At 68.3% G+C, this 21,346-nt stretch carries 21 protein-coding genes; 14 read left to right on the plus strand and 7 right to left on the minus strand.

Annotated features, from left to right (window positions below; genetic code table 11):
- Positions 1 to 5: 5 nt before the first annotated feature.
- From alaS to aroE, 4 genes are read left to right on the plus strand one after another with little or no spacing between them, the layout of a single operon-like run.
- Positions 6 to 2,615 carry an alanine--tRNA ligase gene (alaS, locus tag ABJK40_RS19215; RefSeq protein ID WP_348478161.1) on the plus strand — a complete coding sequence of 870 codons (2,610 nt, stop codon included), beginning with the start codon at positions 6 to 8 and terminating at the stop codon, positions 2,613 to 2,615.
- Positions 2,612 to 3,082: a Holliday junction resolvase RuvX gene (gene ruvX, locus ABJK40_RS19220; protein WP_348478162.1), complete on the plus strand. Its 471-nt coding sequence runs from the start codon at positions 2,612 to 2,614 to the stop codon at positions 3,080 to 3,082. Before alaS ends, ruvX begins: the two co-directional genes overlap by 4 nt.
- A complete protein-coding gene (mltG, locus tag ABJK40_RS19225; protein WP_348478163.1) occupies positions 3,079 to 4,323 on the plus strand; it encodes an endolytic transglycosylase MltG in 1,245 nt (414 codons plus the stop codon). The genes ruvX and mltG overlap by 4 nt, the downstream gene beginning before the upstream one ends.
- Positions 4,320 to 5,138 carry a shikimate dehydrogenase gene (gene aroE / locus ABJK40_RS19230; RefSeq protein WP_348478164.1) on the plus strand — a complete coding sequence of 273 codons (819 nt, stop codon included), beginning with the start codon at positions 4,320 to 4,322 and terminating at the stop codon, positions 5,136 to 5,138. Before mltG ends, aroE begins: the two co-directional genes overlap by 4 nt.
- Here aroE and ABJK40_RS19235 read toward each other — a convergent pair.
- A complete protein-coding gene (locus ABJK40_RS19235) occupies positions 5,127 to 6,041 on the minus strand; it encodes a hypothetical protein (RefSeq protein ID WP_348478165.1) in 915 nt (304 codons plus the stop codon). The two genes, aroE and ABJK40_RS19235, sit on opposite strands and share 12 nt — an antisense overlap.
- A gap of 42 nt (positions 6,042 to 6,083) precedes the next feature.
- Here ABJK40_RS19235 and aroC point away from each other — a divergent pair, with 42 nt between their 5' ends.
- From aroC to ABJK40_RS19285, 10 genes are all read left to right on the plus strand, one after another.
- Complete coding sequence (aroC, locus tag ABJK40_RS19240) at positions 6,084 to 7,247, plus strand: chorismate synthase (protein ID WP_348478166.1); 1,164 nt, start codon at positions 6,084 to 6,086, stop codon at positions 7,245 to 7,247.
- Between the two features lie 10 nt (positions 7,248 to 7,257).
- Positions 7,258 to 7,779 carry a shikimate kinase gene (locus tag ABJK40_RS19245; protein WP_348478167.1) on the plus strand — a complete coding sequence of 174 codons (522 nt, stop codon included), beginning with the start codon at positions 7,258 to 7,260 and terminating at the stop codon, positions 7,777 to 7,779.
- Positions 7,767 to 8,792, plus strand: a complete 1,026-nt coding sequence (locus tag ABJK40_RS19250) for a 3-dehydroquinate synthase family protein (protein WP_348478168.1) — start codon at positions 7,767 to 7,769, stop codon at positions 8,790 to 8,792. Before ABJK40_RS19245 ends, ABJK40_RS19250 begins: the two co-directional genes overlap by 13 nt.
- Entirely contained in the window at positions 8,789 to 9,373 is a 585-nt protein-coding gene (locus tag ABJK40_RS19255; protein WP_348478169.1) for a hypothetical protein, read from the plus strand. Before ABJK40_RS19250 ends, ABJK40_RS19255 begins: the two co-directional genes overlap by 4 nt.
- Positions 9,370 to 10,359 carry a Xaa-Pro peptidase family protein gene (locus ABJK40_RS19260; protein ID WP_348478170.1) on the plus strand — a complete coding sequence of 330 codons (990 nt, stop codon included), beginning with the start codon at positions 9,370 to 9,372 and terminating at the stop codon, positions 10,357 to 10,359. The genes ABJK40_RS19255 and ABJK40_RS19260 overlap by 4 nt, the downstream gene beginning before the upstream one ends.
- Before the next feature lie 5 nt (positions 10,360 to 10,364).
- Positions 10,365 to 10,928, plus strand: a complete 564-nt coding sequence (gene efp / locus ABJK40_RS19265; RefSeq protein WP_348478171.1) for an elongation factor P — start codon at positions 10,365 to 10,367, stop codon at positions 10,926 to 10,928.
- A complete protein-coding gene (nusB, locus tag ABJK40_RS19270) occupies positions 10,928 to 11,332 on the plus strand; it encodes a transcription antitermination factor NusB (protein ID WP_348478172.1) in 405 nt (134 codons plus the stop codon). Before efp ends, nusB begins: the two co-directional genes overlap by 1 nt.
- A 21-nt stretch (positions 11,333 to 11,353) precedes the next feature.
- A complete protein-coding gene (locus ABJK40_RS19275) occupies positions 11,354 to 12,925 on the plus strand; it encodes a DUF2079 domain-containing protein (RefSeq protein WP_348478173.1) in 1,572 nt (523 codons plus the stop codon).
- Between the two features lie 66 nt (positions 12,926 to 12,991).
- Positions 12,992 to 14,068, plus strand: a complete 1,077-nt coding sequence (locus ABJK40_RS19280; protein WP_348478174.1) for a YihY/virulence factor BrkB family protein — start codon at positions 12,992 to 12,994, stop codon at positions 14,066 to 14,068.
- A gap of 25 nt (positions 14,069 to 14,093) precedes the next feature.
- On the plus strand, positions 14,094 to 15,008 hold the full coding sequence (locus ABJK40_RS19285) for a hypothetical protein (protein ID WP_348478175.1): 915 nt from the start codon (positions 14,094 to 14,096) through the stop codon (positions 15,006 to 15,008).
- On the opposite strand, the gene ABJK40_RS19290 is transcribed toward ABJK40_RS19285, so the two are convergent.
- Genes ABJK40_RS19290 through ABJK40_RS19315 form a run of 6 tightly spaced genes read right to left on the minus strand, consistent with a single transcriptional unit; the run spans position 14,987 to position 21,208 of the window.
- Positions 14,987 to 15,964 (minus strand): Gfo/Idh/MocA family oxidoreductase, encoded by a 978-nt coding sequence (locus ABJK40_RS19290; RefSeq protein ID WP_348478176.1) that lies wholly within the window; start codon positions 15,962 to 15,964, stop codon positions 14,987 to 14,989. The genes ABJK40_RS19285 and ABJK40_RS19290 overlap by 22 nt on opposite strands.
- Before the next feature lie 29 nt (positions 15,965 to 15,993).
- Positions 15,994 to 18,333 carry a glycoside hydrolase family 3 C-terminal domain-containing protein gene (locus ABJK40_RS19295; RefSeq protein ID WP_348478177.1) on the minus strand — a complete coding sequence of 780 codons (2,340 nt, stop codon included), beginning with the start codon at positions 18,331 to 18,333 and terminating at the stop codon, positions 15,994 to 15,996.
- A gap of 10 nt (positions 18,334 to 18,343) precedes the next feature.
- Positions 18,344 to 18,523, minus strand: coding sequence for a hypothetical protein (locus ABJK40_RS19300; RefSeq protein ID WP_348478178.1), 180 nt, complete (start codon positions 18,521 to 18,523; stop codon positions 18,344 to 18,346).
- Positions 18,520 to 19,911 carry an NAD(P)/FAD-dependent oxidoreductase gene (locus ABJK40_RS19305; protein WP_348478179.1) on the minus strand — a complete coding sequence of 464 codons (1,392 nt, stop codon included), beginning with the start codon at positions 19,909 to 19,911 and terminating at the stop codon, positions 18,520 to 18,522. The genes ABJK40_RS19300 and ABJK40_RS19305 overlap by 4 nt, the downstream gene beginning before the upstream one ends.
- Positions 19,908 to 20,600 carry a VTT domain-containing protein gene (locus ABJK40_RS19310; protein WP_348478180.1) on the minus strand — a complete coding sequence of 231 codons (693 nt, stop codon included), beginning with the start codon at positions 20,598 to 20,600 and terminating at the stop codon, positions 19,908 to 19,910. Before ABJK40_RS19310 ends, ABJK40_RS19305 begins: the two co-directional genes overlap by 4 nt.
- Positions 20,597 to 21,208, minus strand: coding sequence for a CDP-alcohol phosphatidyltransferase family protein (locus tag ABJK40_RS19315; protein WP_348478181.1), 612 nt, complete (start codon positions 21,206 to 21,208; stop codon positions 20,597 to 20,599). The genes ABJK40_RS19310 and ABJK40_RS19315 overlap by 4 nt, the downstream gene beginning before the upstream one ends.
- Positions 21,209 to 21,346 lie beyond the last annotated feature (138 nt).

A 21,346-nucleotide genomic window follows, 5' to 3' on the forward strand; every position in this document is an offset into this window, starting at 1 on the left:
ATCTCATGACGATGTCTGCCGACCAGCTACGTGACTCCTTCACGGGGTTCTTCGCGGAGAAGGGCCATCAGGTCGTGCCCTCGGCGAGCCTCATCCCGCACGACCCGACCGTGATGTTCAACGTCGCGGGGATGGTGCCGTTCAAGTCGTACTTCACCGGCGACGAGCCGGCCCCGTACGAGCGGGCCGTCACGTCGCAGAAGTGCGCGCGCGCCGGTGGCAAGCACAACGACCTCGACGACGTGGGCCGCACCAAGCGGCACCTGGTGTTCTTCGAGATGCTCGGGAACTTCAGTTTCGGTGACTACTTCAAGACCGACGCCATCCCCTGGTCGTGGGAGTTGGTCACCGAGAAGTGGGGGATCGACGGCGACCGGATCTGGGTGACCGTCCACGAGACCGACGACGAGGCCGAGTCGATCTGGCACGAACAGGTCGGTGTGCCGATGGAGCGCATCCAGCGGCTCGGCGACAAGGACAACTACTGGCAGATGGGTGACACGGGGCCGTGTGGACCGTGCAGCGAGCTGCACATCGACCGCGGGCCCGACTTCGGACCCGACGGCGGCCCCCTCGGCGATCCGTTCGGCGACCGGTTCATGGAGTTCTGGAACCTGGTCTTCATGCAGTTCAACCAGTCCTCGGACGGCACCCGGACGCCGCTGCCGAAGCCGTCGATCGACACCGGTGCGGGCCTCGAACGCATCCTGGCGTTGATGCAGGGCGTCGACTCGGTGTGGGAAACCGACCTGATGATGCCGCTGATCGACCGCGCCCAGTCGCTCACGGGCAAGACCTACCGGGTCGGTGACTACGAGGATCGCGACAGCTTCGGACTGCGGGTGCTCGCCGAGCACGCCCGCTCGGGGGCCATGTTGGTCAACGACGGCGTCTTCCCCTCGAACGAGGCCCGCGGGTACGTGCTGCGCCGCATCATCCGGCGTGCCGTGCGATTCGCCTACATGCTCGGCACCGACAAGCTCGTCATGCCGTCACTCACCGAGACGGCCATCTCGGTGATGGGCAACGCCTACCCCGACCTGGTCAAGAACCAGGACTTCATCACCAACGTGATCACGCGCGAGGAGGAGAGCTTCCGCCACACGCTCAGGAACGGCCTGTCGATCCTCGACACCGAACTCGCCGACGGACCCGAGGTGCTCAGCGGCTCGACCACGTTCCTGCTGCACGACACCTACGGCTTCCCGCTGGAGTTGACCCAGGAGATCGCGTCGGAACGTGACGTGGCCGTCGACCTCGACGGGTTCAACGTCGAGATGAACGAGCAGCGGGCGCGGGCCAAGGCCGCTGCCAAGGGAGCCGTCGACGACGCCACCCTCGACCAGTACCGACAGGTCGCCTCCCAGTTCGGCACCACCGAGTTCCTCGGCTACACCGTCGACGACGCCGAGGCCCGAGTGCTCGCCGTACTGGAGTCGAGCGACACCAGGTCGGGGGACGGGATCGTCGAGATCTTCCTCGACCGGACGCCGTTCTACGCCGAATCGGGTGGCCAGGTCGGTGACACCGGCACGATCACCACCGACACGGGCACCGCCGAGGTGCTCGACTGCACCTTCGCGATCCCGAACCTCCGTCGTCACACTGCGCGGATCGTCGAGGGAACCATCACCGCCGGCCAGAGTGCGCAGGCCGCGATCGACGTCGACCGGCGTGAGAAGATCCGTCGCAACCACACCGGAACCCACCTGCTCCACGACGCCCTGCGCAAGGTGCTCGGTGAGCACGTGAAGCAAGCGGGTTCATGGGTCGGGCCCGACCGACTCCGCTTCGACTTCTCCCACTACGAAGCGGTCACCCCCGACCAGATCGCCGAGATCGAGGAGATCGCGAACGCGCAGACGCTCGCGAGCCGGCCGACGCGTACGTTCGAGACCACCAAGGACGAAGCCGAGGCGCTCGGCGCCATCGCGTTCTTCGGCGACAAGTACGGCGACATCGTGCGCGTCCTGGAAGCGGGCGACACGATCGAGTTGTGCGGCGGAACGCACGCCCGCTCCACGGGCGACATCGGCATGGTCAAGGTCGTCAGCGAAGCTTCGATCGGCTCGAACCTCCGCCGCATCGAGGCGTTCACGGGAACGGGCTCGGTCGCACTGCTCCAGCGCGACGAAGCGCTGATCGCCGACCTCGCCGGGCTCGTGGGAACGAGCACCGAGGACGTCGCCGAGGGGGTCCAGCGCAAACTCGAGGAGATCAAGGCACTCCAGGCCGAGATCAGGGGCCTGCGCAGCCAGATCGCCATGGGTCGCGCCGTCGAGCTGGCGCAGATCGCCAACGACGGCGTGGTGGTCACCCAGGTCGACCAACTCGAACCGGGGGAGCTGCGCGAACTCGCCATGGCGGTGCGCAACCATCCCGACGTGCACACGGTCGTCATCGCCGGCGAGACCCCCTCGGGCGGCGTCGCACTCGTGGCGGCGGTGCCCAAGGACAGCGCGAACCCCGCATCGCTCCTGCTCAAGGATGCTGCCAAGGCGATCGGCGGCGGCGGCGGCGGGAAGGGCGACGTGGCCCAGGCCGGCGGCAAGAATCCCGCCGGCATCCCCGAGGCGCTCGCCATCGCAGCGGCCGCCATCCCCGACTTCTCGTGACGCCCAGCCGAGGGGACGTCCCGGGCGTCCGTGCGCTCGGCATCGATCTCGGCTCGAAGCGGGTGGGCGTCGCAGTCTCCGACATCTCCGGGACGATCGCATCGGCACTCACCACCGTGCACCGCTCGAGGAGTCGTCGTCACGATCACGCCGAGATCGCGAAGATCGTGAGGCTCGAGGAGTGCGAGGTCGTCGTCGTCGGCCTTCCGCTGTCGCTCGACGGCAGCCACGGTCCGGCCGCCACATCGGCCGTCAAGGAGGCGAAGCAGTTGGAACAGACCGTCGGCGTGCCCGTCGAGATGTACGACGAACGATTCACGACCGTCACCGCCGAACGCCACATGATGGAGGTCGGCCTCGACGCCCGGCAGCGACGCAAGGTGGTCGACAAGGCCGCCGCTGCCGTGATCCTCCAGGCGTGGCTTGACCACCGTCGCAACACCTGGCCAACTAGCGTGGCGCCGTGACCCAACTCGATCCACTACTGCCGGAGGCCGAGGTCGACGCCGACGACCGACCGGCCATCGACTGGCCGACCGACCCGTGGGACAACGCCGACCGGACCGGCACCGTCGAGCGCCTCCGCCGCCAGACACGACCCTTCAAGTGGACCGTGTACGGCGTGCTGTGCCTGTCGATCGTGGCCATCATCATCGCCGGGGCCGTGGGCTGGTGGTACCTCCAGCGTCTCAACCCGCCCGGCGACGCCGGACCCGTCGAGGCGTTCACCGTGGTCGAGGGCGAAACACTCGAGACGCTGTCGCAACGTCTGGAAGACGAGGGCTTCGTCGAGGACGCGGGCGTGTTCGTGCAGTACGTCGAGAACAAGGGTGGCCTGGAGATCGTCCCCGGTTTCTACGAACTGCGCCCGAGCGACCACGTGGGCAACGTCATGGGGCGACTCAGCGTGCCGCCTGCGCAGACCTCTCGCAGCATCACGTTCCCCGAGGGTTTCACGATCGACCAGATGGCGCGACGCGTCGACACCGAATTCGAGACCCTCACGTCCGAGGGCTTCCTCGCCGCTGCGGCGCCAGGTGACTACACGTCGCAGTGGATGCCGCCGGAAGGTGTCACGTCGCTCGAAGGCCTGCTGTTCCCCGACACCTACGAGGTGTCCAACGCCGACACCGAGGCCCAGGTCATCGACCGGATGATCGGCATCATGGACCGTGTCGGCAGCCAGGAGGACATCGTCACGAAGGGCGCCGCCCTGGGCCGCACGCCCTACGAGATCCTGATCATCGCGTCGATGATCGAGAAGGAGGCCAAGGTCCCCGAGGACCGCGCCAAGATCTCCCGGGTGATCCACAACCGGTTGTTCGTCACGGCGAACAATCCCGACGACCCGTTCCCGCTGCAGATCGATGCCGCCGTGCTGTACGGACGCAACCAACTCGGCATCGACCCCGACACCCCGTTCTCCGAGGTCCGCCAGACTCCGAGCGACTGGAACACCTATCTCCTCCCCGGGCTGCCCAGGACGCCGATCGCGAGTCCTGGACGGGCTTCGATCGAGGCTGCGCTCAACCCGGCGCCGAACCCGCCGCCGGGCGACCCGATCTGCCGGGACCTCCCGCAACCCGACCAGTGCTTCTACTTCTTCTACGTCCTCGCCGACGAGGACGGCCGCCACGTGTTCGCCGCCACCGGCGAACAGCACCAGGTGAACGTCGACGCAGCCGACGCAGCCGGCCTCCTCGGGTGACCCGGTTGGCGGCGGTCATCGGATCGCCGGTCGCCCACAGCCTCTCGCCGGTCATCCACCGCGCTGCATTCGATGCTGCAGGTGTCGACTGGACCTACGCAGCCCTGGAGGTGGCCCCTGGAAACGCGTCGGCAGCGTTGGACGCCATGCGGACGCTGGGCATCGGCGGCCTGTCGGTCACGATGCCCCACAAGGACGCCGTGGCAGCCGCCGTCGACCGACTCGACCCGGCGGCGCGTGCGCTCCACTCGGTCAACACGGTGAGCTGGGAAGGGGACCAGCTCGTCGGTTGGTCGACCGACGGTGCGGGGTTCGTCGCCTCGCTCGCCGAGGCTGGCGTGGATGTCGACGGGGCGAAGGTCGCGGTCATCGGTGCCGGGGGAGCAGCGCGCTCGGTGATCGATGCGCTCGCACGCGCCGGGGCCGTCGACGTCACCGTGCTCAACCGCACCCCGGAGAAGGCCGAGTCGGCGGCAGCGCTGACGCCCGTGGCGACGCCCGGGATCATCAGCGACATCGGTCGCGCCGACATCGTCGTGAACGCCACGAGCGTGGGCATGGGCACGGACGGGTCACTGCCGTGTGATCCGGATCTGTTGCACGACGGCCAGGTGGTGGCCGACCTCGTGTACCACCCGCTCGAGACGCGGTGGCTCTCGGCGGCGGCCGAACGCGGCGCCCGCACGGTCGACGGGCTCGGGATGCTCGTCCACCAGGCGGCACTGCAGCAGCGGATCTGGCTCGGCGACGACGCTGTGGTCGACACGGCGGTGATGCGAGCGGCGGCTCTCGCCGCGCTCACCTCACGCGGCTGACTCCCACCACGGCGGATCGGGCCACGAACTCGATCCCTCGTAGAGCAGGGTGAACGCGAGGCCCTGACCCCGGTCGGTCGGGTAGATCGATGCGAGGTCGATCACGGGGCCGTGCTCGTCGGGGTCCGGACACGGATCGAGTGGTGCCACGCCCGCATAGGCGGGTTGCGGGCACGCACGGGCGTCGAGGAACGCCATCTTGCGGGAGATGTAGTCGCCCGCTGCATACCCGCCCAGAAGCCGCAGGTGGATGCCGTCGCCGGCGAACCACGACGGTTGGTCGCGTGCGTACGTGGCCCAGTCGGCGACGACGATCTCGGGGTGGGTGCCGTCGGCGACGATCTGCTTCAGGGTGGCATTGCTGCGCTCGAACACCTCCGCGAAGCCGGTGTCGCCCGGCGACGTGTAGCTGACGTTGGAACGCAGTGTGAGCCAGACGATGCGCCGGTAGCCCTTCGATCGGGCGAGTTCGGCGACCGCCTCGACGTCCTCGGCGAATCGGGCGTCGCCGTCGTTGTACCCGGTCGCCACGATCAGTGTCCTGAACCCGGGTGCGGCGGCCTCGACCTCCTCGTAGAGCGTGATCGGGACGTAGCCGTTGTAGTTCGTGCAGGAGGTGGCGACACGGCGCCGACACGATGCGAGCGACAGCGTGTGCTCGAAACCCTGCACCTGGTCGACCCCGGCGTACGTCTGCATCCCCAGCCACGCCGAGTCGCTGACCAGCAGCGCCGGATCGGGGCCCGTCGGCGTCGGGGGACGTGAGTTGGCCGGGATCCGTACGGCGGGTGCGGCAACGGTGACACCGTCGTCGATCGGGGCCGTCGCTGCAGCGCCGATCGCGCCGCCGGCGATGAGCGCACCGCACGCTGCGACGAGCAGCGAGAGGGCGGCACGGCGCATGTGTCAAGTATGGCCCCCGGGGCGGTCGCTAGCCTTGTCACGATGCTCAGGTATCTCACCGCCGGCGAATCCCACGGCCAGGCCCTCGTGGTCACGATCGAGGGGCTTCCCGCCGGCCTGGAGATCACGGTCGAGCAGATCCAGGAGGAGATGGGTCGGCGGCGCCTCGGCTACGGACGCGGCCCGCGCCAGCGCTTCGAGGCCGATGAGCTCACGTTGATCGGAGGCGTGCGCCACGGCCGCACGCTCGGTTCCCCGGTCGCCGTCGAGATCAAGAACTCGGAGTGGTTCCGCAGCGACAAGTGGCACGAGGAGATGGACCCGGCACCGGGAGCCACGAAGGCGCCACTCACCCAGGTCCGCCCGGGTCACGCCGATCTCACCGGCATGCAGAAGTACGGCTTCACCGACGCACGCGACGTCTTGGAGCGTGCGAGCGCACGCGAGACCGCGGCCCGGGTCGCCGCCGGCGCGATCGCCAAGCAACTGCTCAAGCCGCTGGGAGTCGAGATCCTGTCGCACGTGATCCAGATGGGCCACGTGCGGGTGCCCGCCGGTGCCGCCCGGCCCACACCCGACGAACTGGATCGCGTCGACGACAACCAGGTCCGCTGCTTCGACCTCGCCACCAGCGAGGACATGATCGCCGAGATCAAGGCCTGCGCGAAGGAGGGTGACTCGCTCGGCGGCGTGGTCGAGGTGCTCGGGTTCGGCGTCCCGGTCGGCCTCGGCTCACACGTGCACTGGGACCGCAAGATCGACGGGATGCTCGCGCAGGCGTTGATGAGCATCCAGGCGATCAAGGCCGTCGAGATCGGCGACGGTTTCGAGGTGGCCGGGCGCCGTGGGAGTACCGCACACGACCCGATCTCGTGGGACTCCGAGCACGAGCGGTACCGGCGCGGCAGCACGCTGGCCGGCGGTACCGAGGGCGGCATGACCACCGGCGAGTTGCTCGTGGTGCGTGCCGCCATGAAGCCGCTCGCCACGCTCAACAAGCCGACGCTGGAGACCGTCGACACCGCCACGAAGGAGTCGGGCGTGTCGTTCAAGGAACGCACCGACGTCACCGCGGTGCCCGCGATGGGTGTCGTCGCGGAGACGATGGTGGCGCTCACGTTGGCGGGTGAGGCCCAACGCAAGTTCGGGGGCGACTCGGTCGACGAGTTCGTCCGCAACGCCGAGAACTTCGCGGCGACACTGTGAGGGGACGACCGTGAGCACGTGTACCGACAGCCACATCGTGCTGGTGGGGATGATGGGCGCCGGCAAGTCCTCCGTCGGACGTGCCCTGGCGCGCAAGCTCGGCCGAGAACTCCTCGACAGCGACGAGATGATCGAAGCGCGCACCGGCCGCACCGTGCGCGAGATCTGGGCCGCCGACGGCGAACCAGCGTTCCGCGAACTGGAGTCCGACGTGCTGCGCGAGGCCGTCGCCTCACCGACGCCGTCGGTGATCGCCGCCGCCGGAGGCGTGGTGCTCAGCCCCGACAATCGGGCGGTCCTGAAGGGTGCGGGGGCCCACGTGGTGTGGTTGCTCGCCGACGTGGAACTCCTCCTGGGTCGCGTCAAGGCAGGGATGCACCGCCCGCTCCTCGACGACGACCCCGAAGGCACGCTGCGGCGCATGTACGACGAGCGCGGCGACCTGTACCAGGAGGTCGCCGACGCGATCGTGTCGGTGGACAACCGCTCGATCAACGACGTCGCCGGGGCGGTGTTGCGATGCGCCGGGTGACGGTGCCCCTCGTCGACCGCTCCTACGACGTCATCGTGGGCAACGGGAGCATCGCGGAGTTGCCCGATCTCGTGCCGACCTCGGCGCGGCGCGTCGCGGTCGTCACGCAGGCGGGGATTCCCGTCCAGTTCCGTGAGATCGGTGCGTACCTCCCCGACCACGACGTGCACGTCGTCGAGATCGGGGACGGCGAGGCGGCGAAGTCGCTGGCGACCATCGAGAACCTGATGCGCTCGTTCGCACAGATCGGTCTGACCCGCAACGACGTCGTCGTCGGCGTGGGGGGCGGGATGGTCACGGACGTGGCCGGATTCGCTGCGGCGTCGTGGCACCGGGGCATTCCGGTGGTCCACGTGTCCACGACGCTGCTCGGCATGGTCGACGCGGCGATCGGCGGCAAGACAGGGGTCAATCTGCCCGAGGGCAAGAACCTCGTCGGTGCGTTCTGGCAGCCCTCGGGTGTCGTGTGCGATCTCGACGCCTTGGCCACCCTGCCGCCGCGCGAGATGCGCTGCGGTCTGGGCGAGATGGCGAAGTACCACTTCCTCACCGGAGACGACCTGCTGGCGATGGCACTCGACGAGCGCATCGCGCGGTGCATCGAGATCAAGGCCGAGGTGGTCGCCTCCGACGAACGCGAGGGCGGTCGACGGGCACTGCTGAACTACGGCCACACCCTCGCGCATGCCCTGGAGATCACCACCGGCCACGACCTCGCACACGGCGAGGCGGTGGCGATCGGACTGGTCTACGCCGCCGAACTCGGTTGCGAACTCGGTCGGATCGATCGGGCGAGGGTCGACGAGCACACCGCCGTGGTCGCGGGGGAGTACGACCTGACGACTCGCCCGCCGTCGGGACTCGACGCTGCGGAGTTGATCGGGCTCATGCACCGGGACAAGAAGGCACTCGACCGACTGACCTTCGTCCTCGACGGCCCGAACGGCGTCGAGGTGGTCCCCGGCGTGGACGAAGCGCCGGTCCGGCGATCTCTGGAGCGGTTCCTCCGATGAGCCTCCTGTCCCGGCGTCCCCGCAGCGGTTCCACCGATCGCGACGCTCCTGGCATCCAGGTCGGTGTTCCCGACGTCGTCGCACTCTCGGTCGGGGTCGGAGCCGAGGGGGTTCGACTGCTCGGCCTCACGCCCTGCGACGGCGTGGATCTCCGCTTCGTGCGGACCGACCCACGGCAACGCTCCACGTCCATTCCCACGACGTCGGTGAGGTCCATCGAGATCCATCTGGAGGACCGCCGTGTCGACACCCGCCGGGCGGTCAGGCTCTCGTCGACGAGCGTGACATCGGTCGAGGTCACCGCCACCGAGCGGTGGTCGATCGCGCCGCCCTGCGCGCTCTCGTGCCCCGGTGGAAGCGTGAGCTTCGGAGGCGACGACCTCGAGGTGTCGGTGGAGCGGATCGACTGCGAGGACGGGTGGGAAGCGACGGAGATCACGCAGCACTTCAACCGCGGCGCACATCGTCGTGGGGCGACGTTCAGCACCGGCACCGACGTCTGGCACGTGGCGATGTGCGGGTACGACGGCGAGAGTGCGCCGAAGGCCGAGCTGGGTCGACGGTGGACGGTGAGTCGATGACCCCCATCGACCACCCCGAACGGATCAGCCGCGTCCTGCACGAGGTCGGTGGCGGCACGTTGGCGGTCGACGATCTGACCGACCTCCGCTGGCTGACCGGCTTCGACACGTCGAACGGCTGGGCGGTGCTGCGCGGCGGCGAACTGTTCGTCGGGACCGACGGGCGCTACGGCGACAAGGCAGCCGCCGAGACCGCCGGCACCGGAGCGACGCTGATCGTCGAGCAGCAGTCCGAGGTCCTGCGGGAGCGACGGGCCCAGTTGGTGGGCGACGCCGCCGCCGACGACCTGATCCGGGTGTTGCGCCGGGTCAAGGACCCCGCGGAGGTCGAGCGCATCGAGGAGGCCGCGCGGATCGCCGATGCAGCACTTGCGGAGGTCGAGCCGATGCTCCACGGCATGACCGAACTCGACGTACGTGCGGAACTCGAGTACCGGATGATCCGACTCGGTGCCGACGACCGGAGCTACCCGACGATCGTCGCCACCGGCCCCGACCACGGCGCCCGGCCACACCACGGCGCCACCCGTCGTGAGATCGTCGAGGGTGACACGGTGATCATCGACGTCGGGGCACTGGTCGACGGGTACCACTCGGACATGACCCGGTCGTGGGTGATCGGCGAGGCCACGTCCGAACAGCGTGGCACCTACGACCTGGTGGCCGCTGCGCAGCGTGCGGGGCTCGACGCCACGTTCGCCGGTGGCAGCTCGCGCGCGGTCGACGCAGCCTGTCGCGACGTGTTCGAGGCCGCCGGACGGCTACACGAATACGTGCACGGCACCGGCCACGGCGTCGGCCTCGACATCCACGAGTTGCCGTTCCACAACCGCACCTCCGACGTGACCCTCGAGGCGGGGATGGTGGTGACCATCGAGCCCGGCCTCTATCGTGGAGGATTCGGCGGCTTCCGGATCGAGGATCTGGTCCTGGTCACCGATGCCGGCCACCGGGTGCTGACGCACTCACCGAAACGAGAGTTGTAACCGACATGCCCCAGATCTCCGTGAACGACCTGAAGAACGGCATCACCCTCGAACTCGACAACAACCTGTTCCAGGTCATCGAGTTCCAGCACGTGAAGCCCGGCAAGGGGGGCGCGTTCGTCCGCTCGAAGATCCGCAACGTGCGCACCGGCGCCGTGATCGACAAGACGTTCAACGCCGGCATCAAGGTCGAGCAGGCGATCGTCCAGCGCGAGGACATGCAGTACCTGTACCACGACGGCAACGACTACGTCTTCATGAACACCAAGACCTTCGACCAGACCAACGTCGCCGAGGTGGCCCTCGGCGATGCGAAGGACTACCTGATCGAGCAGATGATCGCCCAGATCGCGTTCTACAACGGCGAGATCATCGGCGTCGAGATCCCCGCATCGGTGGAGCTGACGATCGCCCAGACCGAGCCGGGTCTGCAGGGTGACCGGTCGAGCGGCGGCACCAAGCCGGCGACGCTCGAGACGGGCAAGGAGATCAAGGTCCCGCTGTTCATCGAAATCGGTGAGAAGGTGCGCGTCGACACGCGGACCGGCGACTACATGACCCGCGTCTGATGGCGGTTCCTCGCCCCGACGTTCGTTCCGAGGGTCGAGAGCGCGCCCTGTACCTGTTGTACGAGGCGGAGTCGAAGGGCATCACGCCCGTCGAGGCGCTCGAGTTGCAGGTGCTCGAGCCCGACGAACTGACCCAGACCCTCGTGCGGGGCGTGGCCGCCCATCGCGACCGCCTCGATGCTGCCATCGAGGCTCGGGCGACCGGGTGGACGCTGAAGCGGATGCCGGTGATCGACCTGAACGTCTTGCGGATCGGGGCGTTCGAACTGGCCGAGCGGCCCGACGTACCGACGGCCGTGGTGCTCGACGAAGCGGTCGGCCTCGTCAAACAGTTCTCCACGGACGACAGCAGCCGCTTCGTCAACGGCGTGCTCGCCGCGCTGGTTGCCGACCTGCGGGGCTGACTTTCGGCCAGACTGGCCACCGTGACCGTGCTCGACCGCGCACCCGAGGGGGATGAGCAGTCGGTCGAGCATGCGCCGCCTCGATGGTGGCACCGGGTCACGACGCCACAGGTGGTGATCGTCGGCCTCGTCGTGCTCTACACGACGTACTTCACGCAACGATCGCTGAACATCCACCACGCGCTGGGCACCGCGTCGTACGACTCGGCGCTCTATGACCAGGGGGTGTGGCTCATCTCGCGCGGCGAGACGCCGTTCGTGACGTTGATGGGTCGCAACCTGTTCGGCGACCACACCTCGTTCGTGCTCCTGCTGCTCGTTCCGTTCTACTGGATCTGGCCGTCGGTCGGTGTGCTGTTCTTCGCCCAGTCGGCCGCCATCGGCGCCGGCGCGATCCCCGTGTTCCTGGTCGGGCGAACACGCCTGCGCAGCGAATGGCTCGCCCTGGTGCCCGCTGCGGCCTACCTGGTGCATCCGGCGGTCGGCCACACCAACCTGGAGAACTTCCATCCCGACGCATTCCTCGGAGTGTTCGTCGGGTTCGCCATCTGGGCCGCTCTCGACCGGAAGTGGAAGACCTATCTGCTCTTCCTCCTCTTGGCCCTGTCGGTCAAGGAGGACGCGTCGCTCGTGCTCGTGCCCCTCGGTGTGTGGGTCGCCGTGCGACGTGATCGGCGGATCGGACTCGCCACGGTGGCCGGGTGCATCTCGTTCATGGCGTTCGCGATGTTCGTCGTGATGCGCGGCCTGATCGGCGTCCCCACCCGCAACACCTGGCGATTCCCGTTCAGCCGACCGGACGACTCCACGGTCGGCGCCGCCTTCCGGGTGGTGGGAAAGACGTTCACCGACCCGAAAGCGGTGTGGGATCACTTCACGAGTGACGATCGGCCGTGGTACCTGGTGCAGATGACGGCACCCTTCGCCTGGCTGTTCGTGCGCAAGCCGTGGGTCGCAGCGATCAGCGCCCTGGTGCTGTTCACGAACATCCTCAGCACCTTCTGGTACCAGTACCAGATCGAGTACCACTACAGCCTGATCGCCGTGCCGGCGCTGAGCATCGGCACCGTCTGCGCCATCGCCGCGATGCGCGACGAGTTCTCGTTCAACGCCCCGGGAGTCCGCATCTCGATCCTCGTGCGCCCCGTCGCCGTCATCACCGTGGGCGTGGCGGCACTGGTGTCGTCGTTCCTCTGGGCACCGGTGCCGTGGGGGCGCACCCCGCTGTTCTACGGACAACCCGACAACGACTGGGCCAACGCGGCACGGGAGATCATCGACCTGGTGCCCGACGACGCGGTGGTGGCCGCGCACTACCGCATCACCCCACACATCGCCCATCGCCGCGAGATCTACCAGTTCCCCGTCCCGTTCCGATCGGTCCTCTACGGCGCCGACGGCATCGTCGACGGGCCCCGCATCCCCGCTCGGGCGGAACGGGTCGAGTACGTGGTGCTTCCCGTGCCCGGCGCCGGCCCGACGTCGTTCCCCGCCGAGGACTGGACGGTCGTGCGTCCGGCGTTCGACCTGGTCGCAGCCAACGTCTACTGGGCCCTCTACGCCCGCAACCCCGACGTCGAGTTGCCGACCTGACGTTCGCGTTCGCGGCCGGGCATCGGGTCGCGCATGTCACCGCGGCGGTGTGGGCACACTGGGCGGGTGGCACACGAGTACGACCGAGAGGGTGGGGGAACGTCGCCGACCCAGCGGCTCGACGCCTTCCAGCGTCGTCATCCGGTCGTCGGCTTCCCGATCGGGGTGATCTACAAGTTCGTCGAGGACCAGGGGCCGTATCTCGCCGCGCTCATCACCTACTACGGGTTCCTGTCGCTGTTCCCGCTCCTGCTGCTGCTCACGTCCGTGTTGGGCTTCGTACTCGACGGTCGACCGGGACTCCAGGAGCAGATCCTCGACTCGACGCTCAGTCAGTTCCCGGTCATCGGTGACCAACTCGCCGACCCACAGGGACTCCAGGGCAGTGTCGGAGCGATCATCGTCGGCGGCCTCGTCGCGGTGTACGGCGCCCTCGGGTTCGCACAGGCGATCCAGAACGCGATCAACGTCAGTTGGTCGGTGCCCCGCAACCGTCGACCGAATCCGATCCGTGCACGACTGAGGAGTCTCCGTCTCATCGCCGTGGCCGGCATCGCCGTCGTGGTCACGACGGTGCTTTCGGGTGCGGGGTCGAATGCCGGCGCGTTCGGTGCCGAACTCGGACGATCGAGCACGCTGGTGGCGCTCGGGATCTCGATCGTCGTCAACGGAATGGTCTTCGTGGTGATGTTCAGGATCTTCCGCCCCGACGGCACCCGCACACGCGACACCGTTCCCGGAGCGATCGTGGCCGCGGTGATCTGGCAGTTGCTGCAGGTCTTCGGAGCGGTGTTCGTCGGGAGCGGGGTGCAGGGTTCAGGTGCCACCTACGGCACCTTCGCGCTCGTGCTCGGTCTGTTCGCCTGGACCTTCCTCGCGGCCGTGGGCATCGTGGTCGGATCGGAGATCAACGTGGTCCGCGTCCGACGGTTGTACCCGCGTGCGCTCCTGACACCGTTCACGGACAACGTGGATCTCACCGAGGCCGACCAGCGCGCGTATCTCGAGGCGGTCAACTCCCAGCAGTTCAAGGGGTTCCAATCGGTGACCGTGCGCTACGAGGACGACGGGCAGCAGGCATCCGCGCGCCGCGCGCGCAACGAAGCCGGCGAACAGCTCGACGGTTCGCCCGACCACCCGTGACGGGCCGATGTGCAACGATCGGAACATGACCTTCCAGACCGACATCACGAGGAGCGACGACGGCACGCTCACCGGGCCGTTCCGGGCGCCGGCCCAGATGCTCCACGACCAGGAGTACGGGGGACATGCGAGCGTCCACGACGATGCCGAGGCGGCCAAACTCGGTCTGGCGGGAGCACCGATCGAGGGCCCGACCCACTTCAGTCAGTTCGACGCCCTCGCAGTCGAGCACTGGGGACAGGCCTGGTTCGAGTCGGGGTGCATCAGTTCGCACTTCGTGACGATGGTGGTCGAGGGTGAGGAGGTGCAGGCGTCGCTCACTCCGCACGGCGATCATTCGGCCTCGATCCACGCGGTGAAGTCCGACGGCACGCCCGTGCTGAACGGCACGGCGTCGATCGGCGCCGACACGTCGAGCGAACTCGACGTGCGTCGCGAGCGCGGACTCGGTGACCCCGGCCGACTGCACATCGTCGATCGACTCGAGATCGGGATGACCACGCAGCCGGTCACGGTCACCATGGATCTCGACTCGCACAACGGCGCTCTCTACCCCTTCACGCTCGCGCAGAAGCTGGACCGCATCACCGAACGGTCGAACTGGTACGACGGCGATTCGCCGTGGGGTGGGCCGATCGTGCCGACCGAGATGCTCAGCGTGCTGGCCCATCAGGCCGGTGCTCACTTCCCGGTGCGCGGCCCGGCGATCGGGTTGTTCATCGACCTCGAGGTGCGCTTCGTCGCCGGTCCGGTGTTCGTGGGACGACCCTACGACATCGTCCACACCGTGGTCGGCATCGGTCAGAGTCGGGCGGTCGAGTCGTACTGGACGGAGTCGACGGTGACCGAAACTGCGTCAGGCGTCCACGCCGCGACGGTGCTCCTGCACCAGGGTGTCTTCAAGGCGTCCTACGCCGACTACCCGATCTCGGACGGGTAGAACACGCCGACCTGACGTCGGATCTCGTCCATCAACTCCATGTTCGCCAACGTGGCGTTCCACGTCTGCACGTCGGACTCGAGGTGCCCACCACGGATGCGCTCCATCACGTGTTCCGCCTCGTGAGCGAGACCGCGGTGCGGTGTCTCGACACGCTCGCGCTCGCCGTCGACGACGATCGTGTACGCGGTGGGGCACCAGAACGGCGCATGGATCTCGACGAGGCCTGAGGTGCCCACCACACGTGCCGTGAGATCGGACGCAGCGTCGAGAGAGGTCGAGAACGTGGTGACCGCACCCGACTCGTGGAGCATCGACCCGGCCACTGCGGCGTCGGCGCCACCTGCGGTGAGTCGGCCGAGCGCTCGGACGTCCGTCGGTTCCCCGAGCAGGAATCGGGCGATCGACAGCGGGTAGATCCCGAGGTCGAGAAGGGCACCGCCGCCGATGTCGAGACGGCGGTGTCGGCCGTCGGGGTCGGTGATCCTCAGCCCGAAGTTGGCGTCGATCGACACGATCTCACCGATCTCGCCGTCCTCGATGCGGCGACGGAGGTCGTGCCATCCCGGCATGAACCAGCTCCACATCGCTTCCATCAGGAACCGTTCGTTGCGCTGTGCCGCGGCGATCATCGCCTCGGCGTCGGGTCGGTTCAGTGCGAACGCCTTCTCGCACAGGACGTGCTTCCCGGCGTCGAGCGCCTCGATGGTCATGTCGTGGTGCTCGCTGTGAGGCGAACCGATGTAGATCACGTCGACGGCGGGGTCGGCACACAGGTCCGCATGCGATCCGTGGGCGGCGGGGATCGAGTGCTCGGCAGCGAACGCGTCGGCGCTCTCCTGCGAGCGGGAACCGACCGCCACGACGGCCGCTGCGTCGATGCCGGCGAGTGCCGTTGCCATCGATGCCGAGATGTTGCCGGTCGAGGCGATACCCCAGCGGATCGTGTCGCTCATGCACTGGAATCTAGAGCAACGGCGCGGCCTCAGCCGCGACGCCCGGCGATCCGCAACGCGCTCAGCAGCTTGGTCAGACCGTGGAAGGCCCTGATCGATCCTCTGCCGCCGCTCATCGACACGAGGAAACGCAGCGGGGCCTCACGGATCATCCGTCGACCGAGCGCCAGAAGCACGGGGTCCGGGTCGTCGCCGAGCAGTGTGGCCGTCTGTCGGTCCGCCACCTCGAGGAACGCCCGTCGGGCGAGTCGACCGAGTCGGGTCGCATCGAGCTCGTCGACGACGGTGTTGACGGTGAAGGGCAGCACCGGGACCGGGTGGGGGACCGGACGACCGAGCATCTGCTCGAACTCGGTCACGGTGGCCACGAAGCGACGGCGCCCGGGACCCGCAGCGCCTGCCGGCGGTGTCGTGATGGTCTCGCCGTCGACGTCGATCCGGATCGTGGCATGGACGTCGACCGACGAGTGCGCCACGACGACGTCGAACGCACCGGCCTCGGTGCGCCACCGGGCCTCGTCGACGTCGTAGTACGCGAACGAACGGTCGTCGAGCGTGATCTCCACGTCCGCCGACGCGCCGGGCCCGAGGTGGACCTTGGCGAACCCGGCGAGTTCCCTGTCGGGTCGGTACACGGTCGACTCCACATCGTGCACGTAGACCTGGACCACGTCGCTCCCGCAGCGGTCACCGGTGTTGGTGACGGTGACGCGCACGGTGAGCTCGTCGACACGCGGCTCGGACCATTCGAACGACGTGTACGACAACCCGTGACCGAAGGCGAAGCGGGCAGCCACGGCGGCGGTGTCGTGGAAGCGATACCCGACGTACAGGCCTTCGCGGTACTGGACCTGGCGGGTCGACCCGGCGAAGTTCTCCTCCGACGGGAAGACCATCGAGGCAGGGAAGCTCTCGGCGAGACGTCCGCCGGGCTCCGTGTCGCCGACCAGCACCGACGCGATGGCGCTCCCGGCAGCCTGTCCACCGAGATACGACTCGACGATCGCAGCCGGGCGGTCGGCCCACGGCATCAGCACCGGTGCACCGTTCGCGAGCACCACGACGGTGCGCGGGTTGGCGGCACACACCGCCGTGACGAGTTCGTCGTGGGCGGCCGGCAGGGCGAGCGTCGAGCGGTCGTAGCCCTCGGCCTCGTCGATCGCCGGCAGACCGACGAACACGACCGCCGCGTCGGCGTCGCCCGCCAGTTCTGCAGCGGCGCGCACGTCGTCGTATCCGGACAGGTAGCGGACCCGTCCGGTCAGGCGCTCCTCGAGGTGGCGTCTGGCGTCGTCGAGCCGGGTCGGGACGACCTGTGAACTCCCGGCGCCCTGGTACCGGGGCTCGGCGGCGAAGCCGCCGATGATCGCCACGTCGAGCGAGGCGTCGAGAGGCAGGATGCCGTCGTTGGCGAGCAGGACGGTTCCGGCTGCGGCCGCGCGGCGGGCGAGGCGGTGGTGGCCCACCTCGTCGACGGGTAGAGCCGGGCCCGCCGGTGACTCGCCGAGCAGACGTGCGACCGCTTCGACACGTTCGAGGACCGTCTCGGCGTCGAGGTCACCCGATTCGACCGCGTCGACGACCGCATCGTCGTGTGCCCCTCCCGACGACGGCATCTCGAGATCGACGCCGGCACGGACGCCGGCGACCCGGTCGTTGATGCCGCCCCAGTCCGTCACGACCAGGCCGTCGAATCCCCACTCGTCGCGCAACACCCCCTGGAGCAGGCGGTGGCTGTCCGCGACGTACTCGCCGTTGACCAGGTTGTACGCCGTCATGATGGTCCGAGGCCGAGCTTCGCGGACTGCGATCTCGAAGCCGCGCAGATACAGCTCGCGCAGGGTCCGCTCGTCGACCACGGAGTCCGACACCATCCGATAGGACTCCAGATTGTTGGCCACGAAGTGCTTCGGGCACGCAGCGACGCCGGTCGACTGGATGCCTCGGATCATCCCGGTGGCGAGACGACCCGACAGCAGCGGGTCCTCGGAGAAGTACTCGAAGTTCCGGCCACCACCGGGATGCCGCTTGATGTTCATGCCCGGTCCGAGCAGTACACCCACGCCTCCTGCGAGCGCCTCGTGGCCCAACGCTGCACCCACCTCGTGGAGCAACTCCGGATCCCAGCTCGAGGCGAGGCAGGACGCGGTGGGGAAGCAGGTGGCCGGGACCGAGCCGCCGATGCCCAGGTGGTCGGCACCGTCGGGCTGGCGCCGCACACCGTGCGGGCCGTCGGTCAGCGTGACGGCTGCCAGATCGAGTTCGGGGATCGCCTCGGAGCCCCAGAACGACCCACCCGACAGCAGGGCGACCTGACGACCGAGCGGCAGTTCGGCGAGTCGCTCGCGCAGTGTTCGCTGATCGGTCACGTCCACCGGTCTAGTGCAGCCCGCGGATCCCGTACCAGCCCATGGTGACCATCGTGATGCCGACCACGAGCAGCACCAGCGAGCGTTCCCGTCGCACCGCGACGCCGATCGCGATCGCGACGAGCAGCGTCACGACCACCTGGACGACGACGCCGGCGTCGGGTTCGGGAAACCACCAACTCGCCGTCAACGGCGCAACCGCCGGGCGATGCGACCTCGCATCATCGCCAGCCACTCCCGGGGCAGCGACCGGTAGGTGTCACCGGCGAACTCGTCGGCGATCAGGCCGATCGCCTGCGAGTAGGACGGGTACGGGTGGACCTGGCCGAAGAGCTTGCGCAGGCCGATCCCGTGGTCGATCATCATCGTGAACATGCCGATCATCTCCGACGCGCCGGGCCCGACGATGGCTGCTCGGAGGATCTTGCCGGTGAACCGCTCGGCGTCGACCACGACGACCCCGTGTTCGCGGTCGTCGGTGAACCCCCGATCGATGTCACCGAGTTGCTTCTCGTAGCGCACTCGACCCGTCGTCGGGAGTGCGTCGAGTTCGTCGATCGTGATGCCGACCGAGGCGATCTCGGGCCTCGAGTAGACGGCGTTGGCCTGCACCCGGGGTTCTCCGACGTTCGGCAACGGGAGGGCGATGGCACGGATGCAGCGCCGTCCGATCGAGTTGGCACCGTGGGTGGTGAGCGTGTTGCCGGTGACGTCACCGACGGCCCAGATCTTGTCGACGTTCGTCTTCCCCCAACTGTCGGCGACGATGCCGCGCTCGTAGGTCGCGACGCCGGCAGCGTCCAGTCCGAGGTCGGCGTGACGCGACGTGCGACCGACGGCGAGCAGGACCTTGTCGACGTCGTCGATCCTGGCACCGTTGCCGAGGTGGGCGGTCGTCCCGTCGAACCGCTCGATCGATGTGCCCAGGTGGACCCTCACGCCGCGCGTCTCGAGCGCTGCCCGAATGGTGCTCGACACGACCGGATCGTCGTTGCCGATCAGACGCTCCTGCAACTCGACGATCTCCACCTCGCTGCCGAGGTCGCGGAAGGCCGTGGCCATCTCGAGCGAGATCGCGCCGCCTCCGATCAGCACGATCTTCGACGGCACGTCCGTCAAGTCGAAGATCGACTCGTTGGTGAGCAGTCGCGCGGGGTCGAGCCCGTCGATCGGGAACTCGACCGGCCGGGAACCCGCACAGAGGATCACGTGCTCCGCCGAGACCTCGACGACGGTGCCGTCCGGTGCGGTGACCTCCACGACGTGCGGGCCGCTGCGCCCGGTGAGGCGACCGTGGCCCCGGATCAGGTCGATCTGATCGTGCTCGACCATCTCGTGGTCCTCGCGCCGGTTCAGTTCGTCACGCTTCGCACGCACGTACCCGAACGGGTCGTCGAGGCCCGCCGCAGCCGCGTGGAGGAGCGCCTTGGAGGGCACACATCCGACGTTGGTGCAGTCCCCGCCGACCTTGCCCGCCTCGATCAGTGCGATGTCGTGGCCGAAGCCGGCGAGGCCGATGGCGAGCGTCAAGCCGCCCGATCCGGCACCGATCACCGCTGCCTTGTAGGTCTTGCTCATGTGACGGCCTGCCTCTTTCTGACGATTCGGGAGATGACGATACTGACGACGAAGATCACGACACTCGCCACGATGGCGAGCGGATCGATCCCGTCGAGTCCCCTGTCGATGCGTTCGAGGGACGCACCGAGCAGGACGAAGGAGATGGTGCCCGGGATCGAGCCGAGTGCGGTGGCGAGCAGGAACGAGGACCACCGGATGCGCAGAGCGCCACAGACGTAGTTGACGAGGTCGTAGGGGAGGAAGATCAGTCGCATCACGAAGACCGTGTCGAAGCTGTTCTCACGCAGCCGGGCGCTCCATCTGGAGACGAACGACTCGTCGCCGGCGCCGCCCTCGCCAGGCGTCCCGGGGGCACGCCCGAGGAGACCGCCGATGCCGAAGGCGATCATCGCCGAGGTGTTCGACGCCACGATCACCACGACGACGCCGACCAGTGGGCCGAACAGGACCCCACCCATGATCGTCAGGATCGACGCGGGGAACAGCACGACGGGGCGGATCAGATAGACGCCGATGTACGCGAGGATGCCCCACCACGCCTGCTCGACTGCGTCGACGAAGCGTTGACCCGCCTCGGTGGTCGAGAGATCGTTCGAGGTCTGGTAGCGGCGCCAGAGCAGGAGCGCAGTGAGCCAGATCGCGGCGACCACGCCTCGCTGCACCCAGCGGCGGGTGGATGTGTTCACGTGAGTTCTCGGGCAGCCCAGCGAACCCGCTCGAGTGCGGTGACGGTGACCAGGGCGGCCATCACCGACCAGATCCAGGGTGATGCGTCGATGAAGGCGAGTGCGAGCGTGAAGAACACGATCGTCTCGGTGCCCTCGACGAGGCCACGCGGGAGAACGGCGCTCGTCGCTCGTCGCTGGGTGGCTGCGTCGAGGCCGCGCTTCTCGAGCAGCGCAGCGACGTATCCGAGCGACACGGCGTTGAGGTAGAACGTCGCGAGCAGGACGGCGGTGACGATCCACCCCGCTCGCGAGTCGAGGCCGATCGCCACGCCGATGGGGATCGTGGCGTAGCCGATGGTGTCGAACGTGAAGTCGAGGAGACCACCGAGATCGCTCTCCCTCCCCGACGAGCGTGCGGCGAGTCCGTCGAGGCCGTCCGCGATGCGGCCGGCGAGCCACGCCGCCACGGCAACGACGGCCAGGCGCTGCGATGCGGCGACGGCGGCGCCGAGGCTCAACAGGAGCCCGACGAACGAAATGACCGTCGGGTGCACGCGCGCGATCGCGGTCGTCGCGAGCGGGGTGAGCAACCGGTCCTTCACAGGCCTCAGGGCGGAGTCGAGCATCGAGAACTGCCAACCTGCCACACCACCCGGCTCTTCCGAGGGATTGCGATGTTTCCCGTTCCGTCACCGAAACCGTGGAGTACCCCCTCGCTACCGTGCGAACGACCGACTCCTCCCGTGTATTCGCTTCCCACACAC

This window comes from Ilumatobacter sp., from assembly GCF_039969435.1.
In the GTDB taxonomy this organism is placed as follows: domain Bacteria; phylum Actinomycetota; class Acidimicrobiia; order Acidimicrobiales; family Ilumatobacteraceae; genus Ilumatobacter_A.